Here is a 25,014-nt window from a genome sequence, read left to right as displayed (position 1 = left end):
CTAAGCTATGGAAAAATAAGCCGCCCCCTAAACCCGGAATACATATTCCTTCCCTTCCTCTCGCTCGCAGTCCTGGGGATAACTCTTACGCTTGTCCTCATAATACTGCTCGCGGGTATCTCCTTCCGAGAGGCGATTGTAGGTGATAAACAAAAGCCGACGCTGCTTATCTGTAAGGTTAGGCTGAGATCCATGGGGAGTAAAAGAATCAAATAAAATCATATCCCCTGGTTGAGTCGGACAAGAAATGAATTCCATCTCTTTCATCTCCTCTTCGCTCAGGGGAGTCCACCCCTTGAACATGCCACTCTTATGCTTTCCTGGGGCAATCTCTAGGCAACCATTTTCCTGGTTGGCCTCATCAATGCAAATAAGCGCGGTAATACAAAGGTTATTGTATTTCCACCATCCCGCCTGGTGGTCTTGATGGGGCTTGAAACCATCGCCACCGGGGAATTTGAAGTTGATTTTTTCCTTGAAAAGGACCGCCGGCTCACCGAAGAGTTCGGAGATAGCCTCTTGAAGCTTACTGTTATGAAACAGCTGGGCAAACCCCCTATGATAGGGGGAAAAATTCTCCATGCGATTTAACAGCCGCTGACCAGGCTCGGCAAGGGAATCCTCATAATAACGCTGATATTTGCCGGGGGCATCGGGATAGGCTTGGACCTCCTCTACCCAGTGCTTAATCTGCGCCATTTCCTGGTCATCATAAAACCCCCGCACCACAACAAAACCATCACGCTCAAAAGCTTCAATCTGCTCCTCCGTCAAATGGCTCATGGAGACTCCTTCAATCTTCACGGTTAAGAACCAAACCCACCTTTATAACCGAAATATCCCCTTTACTCTATGATCCCATTAGGGGTTAGATAGCCCTCTTTGTCAACTATGCTTGATCACAATTCGACAACATCGGCAACATAGAAATACAATAGAATTCATGATTTCCCGTGACGAAGCACTCGAATACCATCGCCGGGGGCGGCCTGGCAAGCTGGAAGTCACCCCCAGCAAACCTTGCCTCACCCAGCGCGACCTGGCGTTGGCCTATTCCCCCGGGGTGGCCGAACCCTGCCGGGAAATCTATCAAACTCCCGATGATGTCTATCTCTATACCGGCAAAAGCAATTTGGTGGCCGTGGTGACCAACGGCAGCGCGGTGCTCGGTTTGGGACCTCTGGGGCCTTTAGCCAGCAAACCGGTAATGGAAGGCAAAGGGGTCTTATTCAAGCGCTTTGCCGACATCGATGTGTTTGATCTGGAACTCAACGCCCCCACCGCCGATGGGGTGATTCAAGCCTGCCGCCTGCTCGAACCCACTTTCGGCGGCATTAATCTAGAGGATATCGCGGCCCCCGATTGTTTCTATATTGAAGAACAGTTAAAAGAGACCCTAGCTATCCCCGTCTTCCATGACGATCAACACGGCACAGCCATTATCTCGGGGGCGGCCCTGCTCAATGCCTGTGAATTGGTGGGCAAAGAGCTGGATGAAATCAAACTGGTCATCAATGGCGCCGGTGCGGCGGGTATCGCCTGCGCCAAATTTTACCTCACCCTGGGGGTGAACCCGAAAAATCTACTGCTCTGCGACAGCAAGGGAGTGCTCTACGAAGGACGCCAGGATTTGGCACCAGACCACCCCCGTTATAACCCCTACAAGGCCCAATTTATCCGGCCCAGCCAAGCCCATACTTTAGAAGAAGCCCTGGTGGGGGCCGATGTCTTCTGTGGATTGTCCATCCCCAATGTGGTCACTCCCGAGATGGTGCGGTCCATGGGCAACAACCCCATTATTTTCGCCATGGCCAATCCCGACCCGGAAATCACCTATCCGGATGCCCTCGCCGCCCGCCCCGATGTGATTATGGCCACAGGCCGCAGCGACTATCCCAATCAAGTCAACAATGTGCTCGGCTTTCCTTTCATCTTCCGAGGCGCCCTAGATGTCCGTGCCCACACCATCAATGAAGCCATGAAAATTGCTGCGGCCCAGGCTCTGGCGGCCTTGGCCAAAGAAGGGGTTCCGGAAACCGTCTGCCGCGCCTATGGCATGGAGAAAATTGAGTTTGGCCGGGAATATCTAATTCCCAAACCCTTCGATCCCCGGGTACTGTTGCAGGTGACCATCGCGGTGGCCAAAGCGGCAGCCGAATCCGGGGCAGCCCGTGCGCCCATCCAAGACTTTGAAGTCTACCGGGAACAGTTGGAGCGCCGCCTAGGACGCTCCAAAGAAGTCATGCGGCAGGTCATTAATAAGGCCAAACGCCGCTCCCAACTGGCCATCCAAAGCCTTGAAACAGAAAAACCAGCCTCCCTCGGCCCCATTCGGATTGCTTTTCCCGAGGGAGATGATGAGCGCATTATTCGCGCCGCGAGCCGTATTGTGGAAGAAGGTATCGGTGAACCGGTGCTTTTTGGCAATTTCCATGAGATCCAGGTAAAAGCGAAGCAGCTAAGGGTTAATTTGCAGCAAATTGAACTGCTTGATCCCCAAACTCATCCCCTACGGGAGGATCTCGCCCGGCAGTTCTTTGCCATGCGGGCCCGCAGAGGGGTCACCTTAGCCGAAGCGCGTCGCCATATGCTGCGTCGTCATTACTATGCCCCCATGCTATTGCTTCGAGGGGAGATGGATGCAGTAGTCTGTGGCGAAACTTACCATTATCCGGATTCCATCCGCCCTGCCCTTCAAATCCTTCCCCTGGACAAAGGAATCCGTCATGCCTCCGGGCTTTATATGCTTCTGTTCAAAAACCAGATCATTTTTTGTGCCGATACCACGGTCAACATCACCCCCGATGCGGAAACCTTGGCTGAAATTGCCCTGTCGGCGGCGGATACGGCGCGCCGTTTCGATATTGAACCTCGGATCGCCCTGCTTTCCTTCTCCAATTTCGGCTCAGTGAAGCACGCCCTGGTGGATTTGGTTCAAGAAGCGGTGGAAATGGTCCACCGCCGGCGTCCGGATTTGGTCATCGATGGGGAAATGCAGGCGGATACGGCCACCAATGAAGCCATTCTCCATTCCACCTACCCCTTCAGCCGGCTGAAGGAGGGCGCTAACGTCCTGATCTTCCCCGATCTGACCTCGGGGAACATTGCTTATAAATTGCTGGTAGAACTGGGGGGCGCCGAAGCCATTGGACCTATCCTGATGGGGCTATCCAAGCCCTATCATGTCCTGCAACGGGACGCTTCCGTGGATGCCATTGTGAATATTGCCGCCATTGCCGCCGTGCAAGCCCAAGAAATCGAGCTTCAGGCCCGCTCCGCCTGAACGATCTACAGGTTTTTGACAAGCCCAGCATGGGCTAGCCCAAATATAACATCCCCTCCCCCTTGATGGGGGAGGGAAAGGGTGGGGGTGAATGCTTGAGATTCTCAATTTCCCCCTAAGGGGGGGATAAACAAGGAGGACTCTGTTCCGGAAATCGCCTAAATAAGGAAACGGGTAGACTCAGGCATAGAAACCCTTAATTATAAAGTTCATTAGCCGCCCAATGCCCAGGCCGCCCCCACCACGGCCTGTCCCACCGAAAGCCCCCCATCATTGGTAGGCAAATAGCGGTGCGAAAGCACAGTCAACCCTTCAGCCTCTAGTCTTGAGATCATTCCCTCTAGCAGCAACCGGTTCTGAAACACCCCGCCAGAAAGGGCCACGGTCCCCATGCCCTGTGCCTTCCCAAGATGTCTGACCATGGCCACCAGTACTTCCACCAGTCCGAGATGAAAACAAACCGCCATTTTTTCCCTGGACTCGCCTCGGTTAAGATCGTCCAAGAGCCTTTGCCACAGGGGGGTGGGATCAATCCAAGGCAATCTGCTGTTATCCCCCATGCTAAGGGCAAAAGGATAGGGCAGGCAGCGGTCTTTTTGCGGCCATCCTGCTTCCGCCCAAGTCTCCAGGGCCATGGCGGCCTGACCCTCGAAACTCACTTTCCCCCGATGTCCGCCCAAGGCTGCGGCCACCCCATCAAATAATCGTCCGCAAGAGCTGGTCTGGGGGCAGTTTAGCCCCCGTTTCACCATGGCGTTCAAGGTGGCCAAAGGTTTAGTATTGAGATATTGAAATAGTTCTAGAGCCCCATACTCCTCCTGAAACCTGTCCCATCCCAAGCCGGTGAGAATATGGGCGTAGGTGCTACGCCAGGGTTCCCGGATGGCCTGGACCCCACCTATCAGGGGAGCAGGTTTAAAAGTGGCCAGACGTTCAAAACTTCGATAATCGGCGCGGAGAAATTCCCCTCCCCATAGAGTGCCCCCCTCCCCATAGCCTAGGCCGTCCAAGGCCACCCCTAGCACCGGCGAAGTCTCCAACGGCAGTCCATTTTCGGCCATGCAACTGGCAATATGGGCATGGTGGTGCTGCACTTCCAGTAAGGGCAACCCTTCCCGGGCGGCCCATTCCCGCCCCAGCTTGGCGGACAAATATTCAGGGTGTCGATCCACCACCAACATCTTGGGGGTCTGCTGATACAAGCGGCGATAGAGGGAGAGGTTTTGTTGATAATCCGCGAAAGTCTTCGCTTCCTCCAAATCCCCCAAGTGCTGGGAGGGAAGGCACTGCCCCCCCTTGAGCAAACAGAAAGTGTTCTTAAGCTCCCCCCCTAGGGCGAGTAACGGCGGCGCGGCTTCAAAACCTGGCGGCAGCGCGAGGGGGGCTGGCGCATAGCCCCGGGCGCGGCGCAGCCATCTGGGCCGTCCCGCCATGATCCGAACCACCGAATCATCCACCCGGTTAATGATATCCCGATTATGGAGTAAAAAATAATCGGCGATCCCCGCCAGCTTGGAGCGGGCAACCGGATTATGAAGACAGGGAGGTTCTTCGGAAAGATTCCCGCTAGTCATCACCAGGGGCTGATCCAATTCGGCACACAGCAAATGGTGCAAGGGGGTGTAAGGGAGCATGAATCCCAGATACTGCTGCTCCGGCGCTACATTTTCCGCTACCCTCCCTTTTCCTTCCCTTGGCAGCAGCACAATGGGGGCTGCCGGACTCTGCAACAGCTGCGCGGCTTCCTCGGTCACCTGGCAATAGCGCCGAATCATCTCCAAATCCCGAGCCATCAGGGCCAAAGGCTTCTCATAGCGGCGCTTGTTTGAACGGAGCCTGGCCACCGCTTCAAACTGGGTGCCATCACAGGCCAAATGAAATCCTCCCAGCCCTTTGATCGCCATAATAGCCCCTTTAAGTAACAGCTGTGCCGCGGCGGCAATGGGATCGGCACAGCCCAGGGCGGTTGGGGGAATTTCTTGAGCGGTCGCATCTTCCAGCCAAACCTGGGGCCCGCATAGGGGACAGGCATTAGGCTGAGCATGAAAGCGTCGATCATTAGGATCTTCATACTCCGCCTGACATGCTGGACACATGGCAAAGGGTGCCATGCTAGTATTGGAGCGATCGTAGGGAATCTCCGCAATGATAGAAAAGCGCGGTCCACAATGGGTACAGTTGGTAAACGGATAACGATAGCGCCGGCGGGTAGGATCAAAAATTTCCGTTAGGCAGGACGCGCAAACAGCAGCATCGGGCATCACCCCTGTCCGCACTTCACCTTGAGAACTGTGGAAGATGCGAAATTCAGAATTTGGGGGGGTGATCTCCAGTGGTTGGCGCTCAACCGTGTCAATACGGGCCAGGGGCGGGGCCTGGGATTTTAGTTTGCGGACAAAAGCTTCCAAAGCCTCTACCTGACCCCAGGCGCGGATTAAGACCCCTTCACTGTCATTGCGCACCTCACCCCAAAGTCCACATTCTTTCGCTAAACGCCAGACAGTGGGACGCAAACCAACCCCCTGAACCAAGCCTCGGAGGCGAATTGTTTCCCCCACAGGGCATGGCTTAGATTTCGACACGATTAGAGTAACCCTGGTATTTCGTCCCCCCCTTAAATCGCTTCATTGGACCTAAATTTCTCTTTAAAGGCTTGGATGCCAAAAGGCAGAGAACTGACAACAAAATCTTGCCGGAAACGGCCCAAGACTTTATTGATGCGCGCCCTCCCTGGCGCGCCCCCTTCGGGCCTCCTGCGGATGTCCCGATTCGCTCCCAGCGAATCGGTCCGGCCTACTTTCCACCCTGTAGGTCTGGTTTCAGGCCACAGTGACTTTCTCTGATAAATAGACATCCTGAATGGCATTTAATAACTCGATACCCTCTTTCATGGGTTTCTGGAAAGCCTTACGACCAGAAATCACCCCCATGCCTCCAGCCCGTTTATTAATAACTGCGGTCCGCACGGCTTGATGAAGGTCATCTTTGCCAGAGGGACCTCCAGAGTTGATAAGGCCCACCCGACCCATATAGCAATTGGCGACCTGGTAGCGCACTAGATCGATGGGATGATCAGAAGTGAGTTGCTCATAAACGCGAGGATCGGTTTTACCAAAACCAATGGCCCTATAACCCCCGTTGGTCAGCGCTTGCTTTTGCTTCACAATATCCGCCTCTATGGTAGCCGCCAAGTGGTTAGCCTGACCGGTAAGGTCTGCGGCAGTATGGTAATCGGTTCCTTCATGCTTAAAGGCTGAGTTACGCAGATAGGCCCAGAGTACCGTCGCCATGCCCAGCTCATGGGCATGCTGAAAGACCTCGGTGATTTCCTGGATTTCACGTCGGGAATCTTCAGAACCATAATAAACGGTCGCCCCAACCGCCACTGCCCCCATATCAAAAGCCTGATCGACACTACCGAACAGGGTTTGCTCATACCGGTTTGGATAGGTGAGTAGTTCATTGTGATTAAGCTTTACCAAAAAGGGGATGCGGTGGGCATACTTGCGGGATACGGCACCCAATACGCCTAAGGTGGAGGCGACCGCGTTACAGCCCCCTTCTATCGCTAGACGAACAATATTTTCTGGGTCGAAATAGAGGGGATTGGGTGCAAATGAAGCGCCGCCTGAATGCTCCACCCCTTGATCTACAGGCAGGATAGATAAATAGCCGGTACCTGCCAGGCGGCCATGATTGAACAAGGTCTGAAGACTGCGTAACACCCGTGGTTTTCGGTCCGTTTGGGTCACCACAGTATCGAGGAAATCTGGGCCCGGTAGATGCAGAGCACTTTTGTCAATACCCTGACACCGATAGCCCAATAAGGATTCCATCTCTTCGCCCAAAAGGGTTTCGATGTCAATCATTAAGTTTACCTCCAGCTTTAATCATCAAGAAATGCCAAAATCATAGAACAAAATATTACGTTATAGATTAGAAAGGAGAAAAAGATTGTCAATCTGGATTAGTGATTTGTTATCTGCACCTTGATCCACTTAGCTACAGCTTTATCCTCAGCAGGGTCAGTTCTTATCTCGACATTCAAACCTTCCTTAAGATCGGTGAAAGATCCATCTAAGTTTCTAGCCTTGATTTGCGACCGGTCTAACCATATTTTAGTATTCTCGTTCACTCTATAAATATGGCTTTCGGAATCCGTACTAACAGTAACGGTTTTTTCATCTTCGTCAGTGGCAACAATGCTGCCGATAGTCGTATATTTTTCACTTAATCCTGGAGAATAGCCCAGAGGAATAAACTTTTCATATCTCTCATGGCTATCCCCATGAACAAGGGGAATAGAGAATATTAGGAATATAGCGATTCCAAAACATGATGGCTTGTTAAGCATAGCTTGATGCTCCAGTTATAGTGTGTCGCTTGTCTGTATGAGGGGCCTAATAGGATCTAGCAAGATCGTCACGTGCGTCCCTTAACTCACCAATCGCATCTACCATAAGATGCTTTAAGGCAGCATTACCTCTTACTTGTTCGATTAAATTATAGGCTGAGTTAAGATCGGCAACTGCCTGCGGATGCAAATCACTTTCCGCCAATACCATAACCGCATCTTCAATCTCAAAGTTAGCGATCCTCAGTTGCTCATCAAAATCTCCAAATATCGCAAAATGCCTACCCATTGCTCCTTCAATCAATTCAATGCTCAAGCGAATATTTTCCAAAGCATTTATAACCCGAAGGAAAGCAGAAACAGCAACCACCTGATTTCCATTTAATTGAATACCGACCCCCTTAGGATCGCGACTGGCAAGTATCTGGCCTGCCGGAGAATTATTAAAAGCTTCACTGTTATAAAAAGCGACTGCGCCTTCAAGGGTATCAATCACATGATTATGGAAAAAAGGAGCTGTATCTGCCGCCTCGACCAAAGGTGGGGTATTGAAAGTACCATCTCCCGGGGTCCCAAACCCATCATCAGGCGGCACCAATTCATCGCCATAAGTTGCTTCTCTATCAGTAAAACTTTCAACACCCGTATTAAAATTGGCATTACCTACATCCTGTCCACCTAAACGGGCATTGGCCCCTGCATTCTGGTGGCAAATGTTACACTTTCCAACTGTGTCGTCTAAGAATATTTCCTGTCCGCGATTTGCCACTGTCCCTTTTAAAGGCAGGGGTAATGATAAATCCTTTTGCCGCCCCAGGGCGCGTTGAAATGCTTCTAAGGCAACAAGCTCGTCTTCAGTTGGAAGACGAAAATCAATATCCGGAGTTCTATTTAAAGTCTTAGTAAAATGCTGAATCACCGCTCCAATCGCAAATAGCTTCAGGGTCCCCTCCCTAGGTGAACCATCACCGGACCAACCCAAACGAGGTCCCTCTGGACTTTCTACTGAAGTAGGTAGCGCCAGCGTAGGAAGTGCCCCCCGTAATACGAAGACATTTTCTAAATCCCCAAAGCCATCTAGGTTCTCGACAATCAATCCGAACTGGCGCATGAGCTTTGGATTTTCAAAATTCTCACTCAGGTTAGGGTTAAACTCGGCCACGAACAAAGGATCGCTGTCTGGTAATGTGCTAATAAATTCAGGATCAATTGTAAAATTTGCTTCTGCTCTATGACAGGTGCTACAGGTCCGGCCATTGCCGTTAAATGTCTCATTAAAAAAGATATCCCTTCCTTTATCGATAAGTTTTTCTTCGGGTGTAGGTGGAGAGGGTTTAGGAAAATCAGGAGGCTTAGATTCACATGCCGCTAGAAGCAAAAAAATAATAAAGAAAAACCCGGCACGTATCGGAAAAAACAACCCTAAACAACAAGGCCTAATATTGATGGGTCCCATTTTAACTTCCTCTATTCTTTACTAGGGATACCCAATAAAGCTTAGTGACTGTCTCCGTACCTTGCCATCAAAATTTTTTATGGGCGTGCCTATAACCTCGGGGTTGAAGACAGGAGATTTTCCTTTGATCTATTAAAGAGTGTATTGGAGCTTCTAGGGGCACTATTGGAAAGGAAGGTCGCGACTGTTTTACTTACAGCTTCTGATATAAAAATGGAAGGAAAAATAAATAACTAAAGGGCACCTCTAAAAATACCTAGAAACGACCTACATCAATTCATGAGTTTTTATACCAATTTAACCAAAGAATGCAATCTATTAAGGCTTCAAGTGGTTGTTTAGGCTGAATCTACACAATGCAAAATCACATGAAATTGGTATTAGAGGTGCCCTCTAATGTAGAATGAATTTTTAGTCTGAGCTACCACCTTGGCGGCCCATAAGTTTAAAGGGAAAAAGTTGTTAGTTTTGGGTCATCAAGTCCGCCATTCGCTCCGCTAGAGCACCAATGGTCATTGAGGGATTGCGGCCTGTGGGTTTTGGCAGGAGAGCGCCGTCGACAACATAAAGATTGGGATAACCAAACACCTGACCCCGATGATCTACCACTCCATCCTCTGCACTGCCGCCAATACGGCATCCTCCCAGGGGGTGAACGGTAACTAGATTGCGCAACACCCGCCAGTAGAAGGGAACCTTGAGCCGGCCACCATCCACTTCCGATAACTGCCGATGGATGTCGATGATGGCATCAATGACCGCCCGCGACTCCTCCACCTCCCAGTCCAACTTAAGTTTCCGCTGCCAAGGCTTGAGCCAGGAGCGTCCTAGGTGGAGTCGACCATCAGCGGCATCCAGACCTTCACCCAGCCACACCATCACCTGAGCGGTAGGATTTTTCTCGTCCAGACCACGCCTTAGAAGGTTGTGCAACAGTCTCCCCAAGAAGCCGCTGCCTAACCGGGAAGCAGCAGCATTGAGCAACAAGTTGGGAAAGCCATCGTCTTCGATATAGAAACGCTGCCCGTTCACCTCGCTATCCATAAAGCGGAGACCAGCAGAGATAGTTGGCCCAATCCCCTGATTGACATCCACTCCCTTTGGATAAATAGCGGGGGTCAGAAAATTGGCGTTGGCGCTCCAGTCGACACCCAATTGCCGGCTCACTGCAGGCAGAGTTTTGGCCTCATCGCGACTGCGCAATAAGATTTCGGTAGAACCTAAAGAACCAGCGGCTAATACCACCCGGTCGGCTTCCGCCGAACCACGCACCAATTTTCCATCCCGTACTTCATCCCACACTACCCGGTAACCCGTCCCGGCAGGCTCCACATGGCGAACCAGGTGCAGTGGCCGTACCTCGGCCCCGTGCTGCTCCGCTTCCGGCACATAATTGAGATCGAGCGTATTTTTGGCCTTAACATCACATCCAATATCGCAGTTGCCTAGGTGCACACAAGTGCCCTGACGAACCCCCTGGGAATTGACAAAAGACTTGGAATGCTTCGCATCGATGGGGTTAGGTAAATCGTAGCTATATTCTGGATCAAAAGAGATAGCCAAGGGGACCGCCTCAAAGCGATCCCTGTAGCCCAGTTCCTCCGCCGCCCGCCGCAACAACTGAAAACGGTGGGTGTGCTGCCCTTCTGGGATTGAGCCCAGGGCAAGCATGCGGCGCACCTTATCATAGTAAGGACGGAGTTCTTCGTAAGTAATCTCCGGCGGCCACCCCTCCATAAAACAGTCAGCGTCCGCTTCCATCACCACGCTGGAGTAGCATAGTGACCCCCCGCCAACACCGGCGCCCTGGGCTACCGCCATGCCCCGGAAGAAGCGCAGGTCTAACCAACCGCTGTGTTTCTGGGGATGGCTTGGGTGGTAAAACCAGGGATCTTGGAGTTTCCGAGGATAGGTCTCTGGAGTCCAGCGTCGACCGCGCTCCAGCACCAATACGCGTGCGCCTGCCTGAGCCAAACGGCAGGCGGTGATGGCGCCACCAAAGCCCGTGCCGACCACAATAGCATCGAAGTGCGCACTCATTGCCGCACCTCGCTATAACCCGCCTCGTTGGGCACAGGCTGAGGCACATTGGGCACATCCCGCGGAATCCAAAAATGGAGCTGCTTATCACTGCCCTCGGAGACCACGTCCTCAGTGAAGGTAATGGAACCGATACGGGTCCACTCCGCGTCGCCGAAGTTCTTGACCTGGATATCATAAACTAACTTCCCATCCGGATAGTTTCGCAGCCGGATCTCGTCCCGGAAATCCTTAGCATCTACCCGTGGTGTTCCCTCCATCGGCATCAGGCGCAGCAAGTCGGGGGTCACCACTGGGTCCCCAGGTTTGACTCCCAGGGTAGAGATAGGAAAGAGCTGGCGATAGCCAGGTCGAGTATCCATCAGGCGAAACAGCATCCGGTTAATAAGGTTGGCGACCGGGTCCAGACCAATAGTCGGGTAATTGAGTATTTCAATGTCCAGTACATGCTTCGCCTTGGAGCCGCTTAGGTGGCTGACAGTCACAAAATTGCCCGGCCACACCCACTCATCCGGGTCCATCGTTGGGAAAACCTTACCCGCAATGCCAAAGGCACGCTTGGCGCCCTGCCAGATGAGTGGGCCAGCCACCGAGGCGCGGGCAACGAGCAATCCCTCTGAACCCGTAGCGAAGTAACCCGAATAGGGGGTTTCTTGGTCAATCTTCCAAGTCCCTGCGTAACAGACTCCGTTAGAGTGGATTAATTTATTATAGACCGGCCGGATATCCCGCTTGTCGTGCATGTTCCGGGAGCTATCGTTGATGAACTGGAGGAAAGTAGTCAGTCCTAAACCCTTATGATATGGCAGGTTGTGGTCGTCATAGGGTCCACGGAAAGCGGCCTCCTTGACGTAGCGGAAGGTGGTGCCCCGATACTCGCCCACCTGGGTATCCCAGAAGCGGCGGTTGGGAATGAGTTGCATCACTTTCACCAGGAATGGGAATTGGATGAGAAACAGGAAACCGTCTAACCATCCGAAAGCCGGGTAGAAACCAGGCCAAAGGAGAAAGAAAAAGATCACCCCAGGCGGCCGCGCCAGCACCGCCATCCAAGCGTTAAAGCGATAACGATAGGGCTTGTTGGCACCAGGAATGTAGAAGATCGCTAACAGCACCAGAATAAGGGCGGCGAAGGAGGTCCATACGGGGTCATCAGTGGGGCGAAAACCCAACAGCCCTAGCACCCACTGAGGAGCAAAGATGGCGGGGATACCCAACACGAAGTCGGCGATGATCCCCACCCACAAGGTCCGGCGCAGCCAGGTGGTGGCATGGTTACGTTGCTCTGGCTCCGCCTGTAAAGTTGCCCCTTCCTTATCCTCATAGGCCGGCGCATGACGCATAGTTAAGATCAGCAAGGGGAATTGGATGAGAAACAGGAAGCCGTCCAACCATCCAAAAGCCGGGTAGGTTCCTGGATTTAGGAAAAGAAAGAAAATCACGCCTGGCGGCCGAGCGAAAACAGCGAACCAAGCGCTTAGGCGATAACGGTACGGATTGTTGGCACCGGGGATGTAGAACAGAGATAGCAGAACTACCAGCAGAGCGGCGAAGGAGGTCCATACAGGGTCACCGGTGGGACGGAAACCCAACAACCCCAACACCCACTCGGGGGCAAAGATGGTTGGAATGCCAAGAATCCAGTCGGCCAGAATACCGAGCCAAACAGCACGACGGAACCAGACAGCTTGTTTATTCATTGCAAAGCTCCGAATATATAAATGGGAGGGTTTTACCTATTTAGCGGCCAAAAACTCTATGGAGTTTTTTATTCTCAAATACTCGCTTGCCTATTTGAAAACCAAGCTCCCGATAGGCTTCGAACTGGGCTTCATCGAAAAATTGATCAGTTGTACTTTGGTCGGGAAACTTAGGATTGGCTCGACGGTAAGCATACACATCCTCCGGAAGGCCGGAAAAAATCGAGGCCTTGATATAGAGTAAAGTACCTCGGCTGCCATCTGCATAATGAATATCTCCTAACACCCAAGGTTGAGGCGAAAATCGATTAGGGCCCTGAGGTTGTAGCATTTGGGTATCCATATCGATAGCAACGCCAAAATCCACCCGGACTTTCTCCAAAGCATTTCCCAAATCGTCGAATTCCCAATCCTGATCCTCAGTCCCATCGCAAAGCACAATATAACGGCAACGGCGTCTTATGAGTTCATAAAGACCCAAGTTCTCGAAATGCCCCCCGTCGGATAAATAGACATGCATCTGGTTCTCAGCCATCTTGAGGCCGAACATTTCCCGCAAGGAATAGATGAGCCAATAGGGGCGCGACCATCCTTTCATAATTTTGGCCGGCCGCTTCGGGTTGCGAACCCAATAACCCAGCCGCAAGTTCAACAAGGTCATCATAAAAGACAAGGGCCGGGATCGAGTCACTCCTGTATTCGGATCTATAGCCGCTCCCGAAATACTAAAAGCTGTGCTCAGATCCATTGTGCCCCCTAAGTACTCGGCGCTGCGAGCATAGCCTGTCGACGGGGCACCACAAAATAAAGGAGTGAAAATGAAATTATCGCCTCCCCTGATGCGCAGTTTGGGGGTCGAAGAATTCCAAGTCATCATCAGGGTATTAATGATTTGATAAGGGGCTTTGGTCTGGGGAATGTCCTTCAATAGGCATTGACTGGGTTGGCTAAAATCAGTGAAATCCGGTGGCGGCATAAACGCCTGCATCAGCCGGTCACGGTAATAACGATGGATAGAAACGTAGTTAATATTGGCCAACGCCCCAATGAGAAGGGATAAAACTACGCCCCCACGCAGTAGTTCATCTCGCAAAACATCGCCATTATTCACAATGGCATCGGCACCATGATACATCCATTGCAGCAGGCCATAGGCTGCCAAGGCCAGCCCTATATTCAATAAAATTTTGCGATATCCCTGGATCTCCTTTCCCGAGTCCCGGCCCATCCAACCACCAACCAGGGACGCCACCCCTGCCACAGAAAAAGAAGTATTAAACTCTTCAATCAGGTGCTCAAAATACAAATCAATATAACCATGTAATAAGGGGATCATACCGAGCACTATTAACCCAGCCCCGAATAACAGCATCCGCCCCATCCAGAAGTTAGCTCGGTGCCGTAAACGAAATCGCTGTAAGCTGGGAAAGCTAGATAACAGGGCATAGAAAATGGAAGTGACACCGAGCAAAGCTAGAGAGGCAAGTCCCCCCAGCAGCAGTGCGGTAAAACCATTATGGGGATAGCCTGCAATAATCACCGGACCGGGCAACCAAACCAGGAATACGGTTACAGCAAAAAGAATCGGGATAATCACCAGCAGGTTGACTAAGGTGCCCCGGATAACCGCCGCCGATAATGCCCAAAGATCGACACCCTCACCAGGAGTTAGGTAAGAAGCATGCTCACGCAACCAACCCACCACAGCGCCGGGTGTTTCGGTATTGTGGCGGCGGGAAGTCCCGAAAGGAAAATCTTGCTTGAGATAAGACATGAACCAAGTCAGGGAACTGCCAATATAACCTCCGCCTGAAACAGTGGAGAGATAATCCACATGCTTGAGGAAGCCATAACGATGCATCGCCTGTGACAGCCCTAAATTAAAGGTGGCGGAACGAATCCCGCCACCCGAGAAAGCAAGGCCAACCGCATCTTTTTCCGGATGACCTGAAGGAAGCCCCGCCTGACGACGCCTTTCCTGGAGGCGCTCATGCTCCTGTTTCAGCATCTGCTGCTCTGTCAAAACAGGAGAACGGCTTTCTGAATCTTGACTCTCTGATAGGTGATTCAAATTCGACTCCTACTTTATCAAAGTGTCTTTAAGTACTCAAACAAGGCTTCTTTTTGCTCTTCCGGAAGCTCGGTACCAAACAAATGTCCTTGATTGCTGTTACCGGGAACCCGAGTGTCATAGCGGAAACCGATACGCTCCGCTTCTTCCCCTTGGGACACGAACCCCACATTGATAGGATCGAAAAGATCGTAACCCCGGTAAAAGACTTTGGGTCGTTCTTCCGGTTTTTTCAGCATATCCCGCAGAGTAGGTACGGAACCATTATGAAGATAAGGACCCCGCAACCATAGGCCATCGTGGGACACCGCCACATAGCCGTCCACGTCCCTAAAGTGACGCATTCCCCAATCGTAATCTTCCTGATAGGCGTTGTAGCGCTTAGCCGCTTCAGCCGTCCACATATCCACCCGGTGGCGATCAGTACCCACTTCCTCAACCGGGATTACCGTCCTATGTCGCTCCCCTCCCGGCGCATGGCATTTAGCGCAATGCTGCTCATAAATTTCTTTACCCGTTGCTGCCAGTTGTTCATCCAAATGGTATGGAGAAGCGGGATCTTCATTGGCATCAAAGGGTGAATCAGGCGGCGGTACTTCCTGTAACCAGGCCTCAATACGATCCAGGCTATCATGGGCAATGGCTTTGTAAGTCATGCCATCGCCAATGGCGGAACTGATCACCACCTCATGAAGATTAGTATTTAGACCATCCCAGTGGAGGGCATCCCCTTCACGGACTTTCATGTTCCAGAGAGGCATCATATCCGCATTGCCAATGGTTGAATCGATTCCCATTTGCAGAATCCCGAACTTAATGGGATTAAAAGGATCAATCCGCCCCGTCCCCCACGGTGGTCTTTCCTGAGACCACGCAAAATCTTGCCCGTATTGGATAAGCGCTTTTTTGGTCGCGGGAATAATCAAGTAACGATAGAGCAATTTGTCCAACCACGGCAATTCGTAAATCAAACCGATCTGCTCCATAATGTTGTCTGGATTGAACCTGGCATCATTGGCCGCAGCGGCTAGAAAACGGGCATAATCTTGGGGCCTGACGGTATTTCCCGGTCCAGGAACCACAATAATAGGCTGGCTATCTTTTTCCAGGCGATACCTTGCCGAGTGGCAAAAGGCGCAGTTGAAAGACACCCGGGAAAACCCCACGGTTTTTTTGGAGAACCCCACTGGTAATTCCTGACCTTGCTCCCAGGGAACACCAAGCGCAGCATAACCACCAGGCCCAGGCAGATACTCAGGAAACATCTTAGGCAAGACGCGCCAAATCCAATAGGGAACGCCTTGCTCCGCCTCGCTGCCAATTGAACCATATTTAAACCACTCTTCATCCGAAGCCTCTTGCAGAGAGGTTTGTTCAACTTCGCGAAAAAGTTTGTACCAGCCAACGGCCCCAATCACCAGGGCTAACGCCAACAGTACAATGATCCAGCGAACTACTTTTGACTGCATTAGCTCTGGTCCTCCTATTTCATCGCCATAAGATGATTCCAAACCGTACTCCGCGGCCGTTCCAAACAGCATAACGACTCATTTTTTAATTCCTTCTGCTGATCCACTGATTTTTTCTAAAAGGTCTTCATATATTCGACGATGGCTTCCTTCTGTGCTCCGCTTAGATAGGTGCCGTAAGCCTCGCCTTCATGGCCAGCATTGGAGTTCCCCTCCACCTGGGTATCGAACTTAAAGAAGGGGCGACCACCCTCTTCGGCAACCTCGGAGACAAACCCCACCTTTTCCCAGTCATAGACGTTATAACCCCGATAAAACACCTTCGGCCGGTTTTCTGCCGGCTCCAGCAGATCGCGCAGCGTCGGCACCGAACCGTTGTGCAAATAGGGAGCCCGTAGCCAGATACCATCCAAGGGCATGTTGGCATAGCCATTGGTTTTTCGGAAATGATTGAAACGCCAAGGATAGCCCACATAAAGGGTATTTTGGTTGACGGATAACACTTCGGTATAGGAGTTGAGCCGTCCCGGATCGGTACCGATCTCCTCTATGGACTCCACCCTTCCTAGGCGAGCGAATCGATCGGTATCAAACAGGTACTGATCCCCTTCCTTCATGCCATGGCATTCGGCGCAATATTGGACATAAAGCTGCTTGCCTTCAGCCGCTTTAGGCTGATCAATCTCCTTAGGATAAGCCGGAGGCTTAAAATCCCATAACCAATCTTCAATACGCCCGAGCCGCTCCAAGTCAATGGTGACCGGCGTAACGCCCGCCCCCAAGGCGGCGCTTTTATTACGCTCCTTGACGGAGGGATTATTGCCATCCCAATGTAAGTACATCCCTTCCCGTGGCCGCTGATCCCAAATTGAAGGGTAATCGGCCGGGCCAATTAACTCCTCTTCAGGCAACTGGTCCATAGGGAAATTAAACTGGATGGCCTTATAAGGGTTAAAGGTATCCACCCGGCCTGGTCCCCAAGGATATTGGCGGTCAAGAAAAGCCAATTGGTCACGCAGATCAAAGAGGGAGGTTCTCACCTGATCAACAACGAAGTAGCGATAGATAAGCTTCTCGATAGGATCAAGATCACCCCCCATTTCCTCAATCGTTGCCATCACATTTTCTGAGGTAAAGCGGTTATCTAAGGCAACCTCTCTCAAAAACTGGATGAATTGGTACAATTTGAAGTCGTTTGCAGGCATTCCCAAGAAGATCTGGGGCTCGCTATCTTTTGTTTCCCGTAGGGTACCCGTATGACAAACTGCACAGTTCAACCAAACCCGATCGATCCCCGTCACCCGACGTTGTGATACCCCAATTGGCAAATCCCGCCCTTCCTCGTAAATGAATCCGAATGAAGCATATCCTCCCTTCCCTGGAAACTTCTCTGGAAACATTTCTGGAAGGACTTTCCATATCCAATAGGGCAGGCCACTTACCGGTTCGCTACCAATGGAACCGTATTTAAAATGTTCATCAATGGCTTCATAGTCCACCGGCTTTTCAGGCACAAAACGAGCGATGAGATAACCGCCAATTACAACGATAATAGCGATTACCAAGATAGTGAAGATAGGTCGCGACTTCCTAGGCTTTTCCGATTTAGCCGCTGACTGCTTCTGTTGCGTAGCCATGTCAATCGATACTCCGTGACAGGATCAAAGTAAGGCGATCAGTAGCAAAAAAAGGATAACAGCCGGGATAATGATCATTAGCCGCTTCCGGACTTTTAATTCATGTTGGTCGACAGGACTCTCAAGAACCACATCCTCAATCGTTTGATCCTTTGCTACGGTTTGGACGGTTTGGGTTTCAGTGTTATTCATTTGCAACCCTTTTATAAAATTAAAATGCTATTTAGATCATCATATCGAAAAGATATTTGAACTAACGAAAAGGTGGAGGATCATAAACAGTCATCACCTCCCTAATCATGGCATCATGATCGTTGTCATAGCGACGCAAATCGTAGCAGCCCAATGGATTAGCAGGCGCATTAAGGAGGCATCGGTTGCAAAATGAGCAAGGTTTATCAGGCAGATCCTTACCCTGCTCAAGTATCTTGGCCAGATCATTATTAGCAATCAAAGGACGGGCAATGGCCACCCCATCACAGTACCCCTCAGAAATCACCTTCCGGATCAACTTGCCATCCTGATAACCCCCGGTATTGAGGACTGGAATATTGACGCTTTCTTTAACTTTCTTACAAAGTTCAGCACTGACTCCCTCAATGGGATATTTTTTCTTAGTGCGGTTCCAGAGCCAAAGAAATAGTGGCCTCAAGACCTTGAAATGGAAAACCGTATAATTCATGTAACCACGCACACCGCTGGAGGCCATACTGCCATACCACCAATTGGCCTCATCCAGAGGGAATCCCCCTGGCGGAACTAAAGGATGGGGAAAGAGACTCCCCGCCGAAACATGCAATCCATCCGCGCCGGCCTCCTCTACCCATTTACAAATTTGAACATACTCTTCCGGTTTGTTTCCCCATTTTTCCCAGGGATAGAGGGCATTGTTTTCATCAACAATATTGATTTTGACCTGGAGGTGATAATCGTCACCCACTTCCTTGCGGATCCCATGAATAACGTCTAACAAGAAACGGGCCCGGTTCTCTAATGAGCCGCCATATTCATCCTTACGGTCATTAATCCCAGAGCTTAAAAACTGAGTAAAGAGATAACCATGGGAAGCATGTAATTCCACCCCGTCGAGCCCTGCTTCCCGGGCCCGACGAGCGCCATCGACAAATTGCTGGATAGTCTGTTTAATTTCCCCCAGGGTCATGGCCTGACAGAGCAGGCCATGAAACGTATCCATCTTGCTGGTTGATGAAAGTCCCTTATTCATCAAGTTCTCAACCCCCGGAACATCCCGCTGGCGTCCAGAGTGACTCAGCTGCATGATAAACTTGCTGTCATACTCATGGACTTTCTCAGCCACCTTACGCCAAAAGGGAATCTTGTCGTCATCATCAATCATGGCGTAATTGGGCATGATCCGGCCCCGCACATGAATGGGCACGAAGGAGGAGATGATGGCACCCACCCCTCCCCGGGCAAACTTTTCTTCCCAGTTAATACGGGCCTGGGTTCCCGATCCATCGTAGTTATCCCAGCGGCCGGAAATACTGGAGCGGAAGATCCGGTTCTTGACGGTTAAATTCTTAAACTCTAAAGGTTGAAAAATAAGGTCATTTTCCACGATCCAGGCCCCCTTATAGCAGCTTCAGGTACTCGATTAATGCCCACTTCTGCTCGTCAGAAAGACAAGAGATGTTTTCATCGGAGAAATCTCGGCAAATGTGGGTGTTGTGTCCCTTATCCTCAATAAAGTCAGGGATCTGATTATAGGTCAGCAACTTGGGAACCAACTTCTTCAATTCATCGTCAAATTGCTCCTCGCCCTTGAGGGCTTTCACCAACCTGACCAGGCGGGCTGGATCCTTTAAAGCCTCTTTCAAATCATTGAGCAGTTCTTTTTTGTCGAACGCTTTGCTTAAATCAATATTGGCCAGAAGCTTAATGGGAGTGCCCTTCGGAACCCGAACCTCTAGGGAACGGAACCGCAGATAGGTATCCCTCGGGGTCACCTTAATGGAGTCCGGACCTAGACGCTTCTCCGGCCAGAGTAATTTTTCAGCCGCATCCATAAAGGCTTCGACCCGCCCTTTAACCGAAGGATCATGATTGTAGATTCCCAGCATGTTGTTGTGTAAGAGCGGCGCTGTGGCCCACACGCTGATCAAGGAGGGGGTACGGTAATAGCCGCGACCGCCGGCCGGGAACTCATATTCGATGGCATTATCGGGATTAAAGGGATTGTAAAAGGCCACTTTGCCGACCGACGGCAGCTCTTTATAGGTCTGGGATGAGAAATTCTGCCAAACATGACCCTCGAGGGCATTGGAAGCCACTGCCCGGGCAGCGTTGGTGCCAATGGCAATACTAGGATCGTCGGAATAGAGAGGATAACGCCGGTCATCGGAGAGGAAGTTATTTTCCAGAAAATCATCCTGCATGACCAATTTCAGCCAGTCTTTCCTCGCCTCTTCAGCATGCTTCTCCCTCCCTTCGTGGCTATAGCCTTCCGGCAATTTGCTGGAATGGCAACGGGCACAGTATTGAGCAAAAACCTCCTTCCCTAAATTCAATTTTTCTTCGTCTTTAGTCAGGTACTGATCACCACCCGGCGCATCTTGGAGCTTAAAGGGGGGAGGAGAATCCAAGAAGGCGGCGGCATCATCCATACGCTCGGCAGTCAGACGCCAATCCTCACATTCAGCCTCTGCCTTCTCAAGATCGAAGGGACGTTGGGGTTTGATACCAAGGAAAGTATCGTCAACGCTCATCCGATAGTCGCCGCAAGTTCCAATATTGACATAGACCCGCAGTGCTGCACCGCCTGCCCCAATGGAATCGGCACCATCTTTAAGAATATGGGGGACCTTCTCGGTGGTACCATCATTCATCACTTCCTCATAAGTAGGCCGAGCTGAGGTGATGTAAAAAATAGAATTAATCGCATTGGGGTTATCGATAAAATCCATGCTGATACGGGAAGTATCGGAAGTTCCTGCGGGCTGTTTGGCATAGACCCAGTAGAGAAAATCTTCCTCACTTAAACCCTGTCCAAACAGAGCCCCTTCTCGGATGTATTGATTGCCAAACGCCCCGGCAAGGTTCTCCCATTCAGGATGCTCGGGATCTTCGGGCGGATTAACCGGATTGAACGCAATATGGCAAATACCACAAGTTAACCCCGTCAAATAAGGCGGCTCGATGGTGGCATCTTCCTCCAGATATTTTTGGGCATCCCATTTCTCGGGATCAAAGTTTTTATTGGGGAATAACCGGAGTCCCATCACCCCACTAGAGTAGGGATCTTCGCATTCATCCAACCATAAACCGTAGGCATCGGGCTCGCTTGCTTTTTTACAACCGGGGTCATTGAGTACCCCAAATTTCTCGAAACGTTCGTCCCGTAAGCGAGTGTCCAGAAAGGCCAAGAAATTAAGATTAACCTGGAGGCCACTGACCTTGGCAATCTTCCAAGTACGGGCCTCAGCCTCACGCCAAAAATGGGGATTCCCTCCCGCATTGGGCTGGGTTGCATTCTCCCCCATGGGATCACCACCTGCCCATAGATACCAGGTGCAAGCCCCCCGCTGCTCTTCCGGGGTGAGGTCATAACCATAATGATAGGGTTCCAAATAACCTGGAATACCACCACATTCCTTGTCGTAACCGGCAAAACGATGCTTGAAAGGTTCAGGATACTGGGGCTCTGTTGAACCTTTCTGTTCAGGCTGACTATCGCATCCACCGATTATTATGGCGGCAGTCACGATAAGACAGGACAGTGCCGTATTTGTCTTTTTCATTGATGCTTCTCCACTTGTCTAAAGCGTCATTTCTGTCAATCTAGGGTGTTACTGGAACTCAACTGAAGCAATTAACTCAAAGTACCTCCACACCTATTGCATTGCAGATTAACTCATCGAGGCCTTTATTAATTCATTTGAAATGCCTCTTACTGATGGGGTATGGGAGCGAGCCGCCGGCAACCTGACTCGATAGCTACTCTTCGCGCACTTTGAACGACCTATTTTGTTACCGGCGATACCCTTTCAAAACTCCGATATTCCCTCTCATATTGGATTACCCGAACATGATTTTCCTTTTATCGACAAGAAATTACTATTCTTAAACAGCCTCTCTAAGATGGAAAGGAACAAAGCTATTTGAGTGTCTGAATAATGGATTGTATGGCCAGCTATCACTCTCCTGATGTAATTTTTTTAACAATTACTGCGTGATTTTTTATACGAGGTAGTTTTAATGTGTGTTTAACTCAGTGATAGGAAAGGTGAATTGAATACGTGTTATCATTTATTGTTGGCTACCGTAAAGGCGAATTGAATACGTGTTTCTACTTACTTAAGCTTTACCACAGGGATCTGGTGCGCTTTATTAGCCTTATTTCTATTAGCAAGGCCCATAAAGGCTAAAACCACCCCAACAAGTAGAGGCTTCTAAAGACCTATCGTGAAGACATCAACAAGCCGAAATTTAGGACCCCCCTTTTCCCCTTGAAAAGATTCCACGGGCTGGTCAATTCCAATCACATATCCCGTTAATTTTTCTGGCGTCAGCCTAAAACGGATAAAATGCCGATAGTTTTCGGACCGGGCTCCTCCCCCCGCTTCATTGTTATGGCCATTAAAAGCGAGAGCCACAGCCAGATACCAGCCAAACCAGACGCAGCTTAATATCCCTCCTACCAGAAAGGCGGCAGCAAGGCGTCCCCAGCTCACTTCCACCGCTGATCCCCAGCCGGCAACCACCATGACAGAAGCCCCCACAATTAACCATAGCAGTAGCAACCAGCGACCCAACTTTTCCTGGTCCAGGAGACTTTCATTACCCATTGGGGGCTGTGTCATTATCCAGGCGGTCAGTAACGTGACAAGGAGAACCCCGCCAACAACCATAAGAATAGTTGTCCAGGAGCTATAGACAACCAACAGAAAGGGAACCCCAATTTGAAGCACCGCATGCCAGCCCCCCAATGCTGCAAACCGCCATTTTCCGACTTTATCTTGCAGGCTACCCCCCACGACAGCAGCAAAAAGAATCAACCCGCCCAGGGTAAGCAACAGGATTAAAGCCGTCAGCGTATCGGAGAGGACTACCGAGACAGGATACATACCATAATGCCACAAACCATAGCAGATACTGACCACTGCAAAAAGCATCAGAATCCACAGGGGAGTGTAATCCCATTGGATGACCCTGTGGGATTTGGCTCGCTCGAACAATACATTGCTATAGCGCCGACTAGCCACGAGACTGACCAAAGAGGCCACCAAAAACAGGAACACCAACAAACTGGCTAGAAAGGGATGGGGGTCAACATCGGGTCCCCAATAAATAAAAAATCCAATGGGAGCAAAAAGCGCCAAGTGGAATCCAATAAACTGATAATGGCAACGAATCCAAGCTCCTGGACCGCTCTCCATAGCCGCTTCAAAAAATCCTTTGGTTCGAACTGCACTAGCGACTAACAAAGCCACTAATACAATGGCATAACCTAAATCCCAATAATACTCGTAAGTCAAACTACCCCACTCAATAGTTAGCGCCCCTTGAATACGGCTGAGTAAGGAATCACCATTATTCTGCAGGGGCCTCAGCTCATCAGGAATCAATTTAAAAATCGACCAACTGCTCTCTGGAATGGCCGCTGCGAAGTAGGTCATTAGCGCAATGATAGCACCAGCAAGCCAGATATATCCGCCTTGGAAAATATTCCAGGGCATCAAAAGGCGCTTGGTGATAAGCCGATGAGAATCCCGCCGAGAAGGATAGAGTTGGTTTTCCGCAACTTCCTCAACGTCTGTGTGTGACGGATGAAGAAAAGCTCCGCCGCCACCGGCCACCACTGAGGCATAGTTGGAGCGGGTATTTTCAGAGTGATCGGCAGCGTTTTGACCCCAATAGCGAGCATAATGATGAATGTCTCCCGAGATATCAAGCCGGCACTGGGTAGGAGATAATCTTCCCCCTTTGGACTTGAGGAAACTGGGCTCCAGGCCCAGCTTTTCAAAGGTCTCAACAATTTTTTCATCTTCTTTAGCCCACTTCCCAAACTTGATGGCGGGTTCCGGAGTAGCCACGATTAATTTATCGGGCACTCGCGGTACCGACTCGGCCTTGGCTTCAGAAATTTGCGGGTTACAAATAGACGAAAAAAATGTTGCCTGCCGTCGATCGATGCTTCCCCCTTGGGCATCCAATCCCCAGAACCACCACCCATAGGGCAATTTCAATGCCACATAGCTGGCTTCCTGGGTACGTTCGAATCCCTTGAGCTTCAGTTGAGGCTGAGTGCTTCCAACCTCATCAACATTTTCCAGGTTAAAAGGTTTGCGGAACTGACGATTAAATCCATCCAGGGCATCATAATAATCATGATTCCCCGGTATCCCATAAATGGGCCGCCGTGCTTCAGGAGTGACCTCTGGCCCAAAGATGTCTTCATAGGCCCAATTAAAAGGTCTCTGAAATCTCTCCGCCAAGGTGGTGTAATCGGCAATGTGGTAGGCCGTATCCCCCCCCACAAATAAGAATTCGCCCCGCGGCAACTTGAAGGCATTTCCCGTATCATCGGCTAAAGAAACCGTTTTGGTTTCTTTGTTGAGATCCGGCGCGCTATTCTCGTTTGGGAGCCAGAGATCGTGCATACATAAGTAGGCAATATTGTAGGTTGCACATTGTCCATCTCCCGAATCGGCAAGATAATCGAACCAAAATGCCTCCCCCTCGGGCGCCTCCCCATGGCGATCATTAATCTCGGCCCGCATCCAATCCCGAGAGTCAAGTTTATCCCCAAAAAAGGCGTAAATCGCAATCCATTTAAGGCCCGCGATCAACTGACGTCCAAAAAGCCAGGCTACTGGCCCTTTAAATGATCGATCTGACCTCGACCGACCTAACCCTTTACCTTGGAACATAGCCATTAAAGCCCCCTATGGTCCCAGCGTTATAATAATAATTTTCCACCCTGCCGAGCCGGGCGAGGTTTCTGATTTCTCGACAACTACCCGTTTTGAGAAGCGTAGAGTATG

At 50.6% G+C, this 25,014-nt stretch carries 15 protein-coding genes; 1 reads left to right on the top strand and 14 read right to left on the bottom strand.

The window, feature by feature from the left end; all coding sequences use genetic code 11:
- Nucleotides 1-27: 27 nt before the first annotated feature.
- Nucleotides 28-783, bottom strand: coding sequence for a phytanoyl-CoA dioxygenase family protein (locus tag NHAL_RS06605; protein WP_013032395.1), 756 nt, complete (start codon nucleotides 781-783; stop codon nucleotides 28-30).
- Nucleotides 784-943: 160 nt separating this feature from the next.
- Here NHAL_RS06605 and NHAL_RS06600 point away from each other — a divergent pair, with 160 nt between their 5' ends.
- A complete protein-coding gene (locus NHAL_RS06600) occupies nucleotides 944-3,283 on the top strand; it encodes an NADP-dependent malic enzyme (RefSeq protein ID WP_013032394.1) in 2,340 nt (779 codons plus the stop codon).
- Between the two features lie 212 nt (nucleotides 3,284-3,495).
- On the opposite strand, the gene hypF is transcribed toward NHAL_RS06600, so the two are convergent.
- The 13 genes from hypF to NHAL_RS06540 form a co-directional block, all read right to left on the bottom strand.
- Nucleotides 3,496-5,865, bottom strand: coding sequence for a carbamoyltransferase HypF (gene hypF, locus NHAL_RS06595; RefSeq protein WP_238985457.1), 2,370 nt, complete (start codon nucleotides 5,863-5,865; stop codon nucleotides 3,496-3,498).
- A 237-nt stretch (nucleotides 5,866-6,102) separates the two neighbouring features.
- Nucleotides 6,103-7,152 (bottom strand): class I fructose-bisphosphate aldolase, encoded by a 1,050-nt coding sequence (locus NHAL_RS06590; protein WP_013032392.1) that lies wholly within the window; start codon nucleotides 7,150-7,152, stop codon nucleotides 6,103-6,105.
- Between the two features lie 98 nt (nucleotides 7,153-7,250).
- Complete coding sequence (locus tag NHAL_RS06585; RefSeq protein ID WP_013032391.1) at nucleotides 7,251-7,637, bottom strand: hypothetical protein; 387 nt, start codon at nucleotides 7,635-7,637, stop codon at nucleotides 7,251-7,253.
- A 46-nt stretch (nucleotides 7,638-7,683) separates the two neighbouring features.
- On the bottom strand, nucleotides 7,684-9,093 hold the full coding sequence (locus tag NHAL_RS06580; protein ID WP_013032390.1) for a hypothetical protein: 1,410 nt from the start codon (nucleotides 9,091-9,093) through the stop codon (nucleotides 7,684-7,686).
- Between the two features lie 462 nt (nucleotides 9,094-9,555).
- Nucleotides 9,556-11,133, bottom strand: a complete 1,578-nt coding sequence (locus NHAL_RS06575) for a GMC oxidoreductase (RefSeq protein ID WP_013032389.1) — start codon at nucleotides 11,131-11,133, stop codon at nucleotides 9,556-9,558.
- Nucleotides 11,130-12,833 (bottom strand): hypothetical protein, encoded by a 1,704-nt coding sequence (locus NHAL_RS19715; protein ID WP_013032388.1) that lies wholly within the window; start codon nucleotides 12,831-12,833, stop codon nucleotides 11,130-11,132. The genes NHAL_RS06575 and NHAL_RS19715 overlap by 4 nt, the downstream gene beginning before the upstream one ends.
- Before the next feature lie 40 nt (nucleotides 12,834-12,873).
- Nucleotides 12,874-14,904 carry a patatin-like phospholipase domain-containing protein gene (locus NHAL_RS06565; RefSeq protein WP_013032387.1) on the bottom strand — a complete coding sequence of 677 codons (2,031 nt, stop codon included), beginning with the start codon at nucleotides 14,902-14,904 and terminating at the stop codon, nucleotides 12,874-12,876.
- 17 nt (nucleotides 14,905-14,921) lie between these two features.
- Nucleotides 14,922-16,373: a c-type cytochrome gene (locus NHAL_RS06560; protein ID WP_041355477.1), complete on the bottom strand. Its 1,452-nt coding sequence runs from the start codon at nucleotides 16,371-16,373 to the stop codon at nucleotides 14,922-14,924.
- 116 nt (nucleotides 16,374-16,489) lie between these two features.
- Nucleotides 16,490-18,010 (bottom strand): c-type cytochrome, encoded by a 1,521-nt coding sequence (locus NHAL_RS06555; RefSeq protein ID WP_013032385.1) that lies wholly within the window; start codon nucleotides 18,008-18,010, stop codon nucleotides 16,490-16,492.
- A 24-nt stretch (nucleotides 18,011-18,034) separates the two neighbouring features.
- Nucleotides 18,035-18,202 (bottom strand): hypothetical protein, encoded by a 168-nt coding sequence (locus NHAL_RS21485; protein WP_013032384.1) that lies wholly within the window; start codon nucleotides 18,200-18,202, stop codon nucleotides 18,035-18,037.
- A gap of 61 nt (nucleotides 18,203-18,263) precedes the next feature.
- Nucleotides 18,264-19,589: an NADH:flavin oxidoreductase gene (locus tag NHAL_RS06550; protein ID WP_013032383.1), complete on the bottom strand. Its 1,326-nt coding sequence runs from the start codon at nucleotides 19,587-19,589 to the stop codon at nucleotides 18,264-18,266.
- Nucleotides 19,590-19,602: 13 nt separating this feature from the next.
- Entirely contained in the window at nucleotides 19,603-21,768 is a 2,166-nt protein-coding gene (locus NHAL_RS06545) for a hypothetical protein (RefSeq protein WP_013032382.1), read from the bottom strand.
- A gap of 651 nt (nucleotides 21,769-22,419) precedes the next feature.
- Nucleotides 22,420-24,906, bottom strand: coding sequence for a hypothetical protein (locus tag NHAL_RS06540; RefSeq protein ID WP_013032381.1), 2,487 nt, complete (start codon nucleotides 24,904-24,906; stop codon nucleotides 22,420-22,422).
- Between the last annotated feature and the right edge of the window lie 108 nt (nucleotides 24,907-25,014).

This window comes from Nitrosococcus halophilus Nc 4 (assembly GCF_000024725.1).
Classification (GTDB): domain Bacteria; phylum Pseudomonadota; class Gammaproteobacteria; order Nitrosococcales; family Nitrosococcaceae; genus Nitrosococcus; species Nitrosococcus halophilus.
The sequence above is the reverse complement of the archived record's forward strand: the minus strand, read 5'-3'. Positions and strand labels throughout refer to the sequence as shown.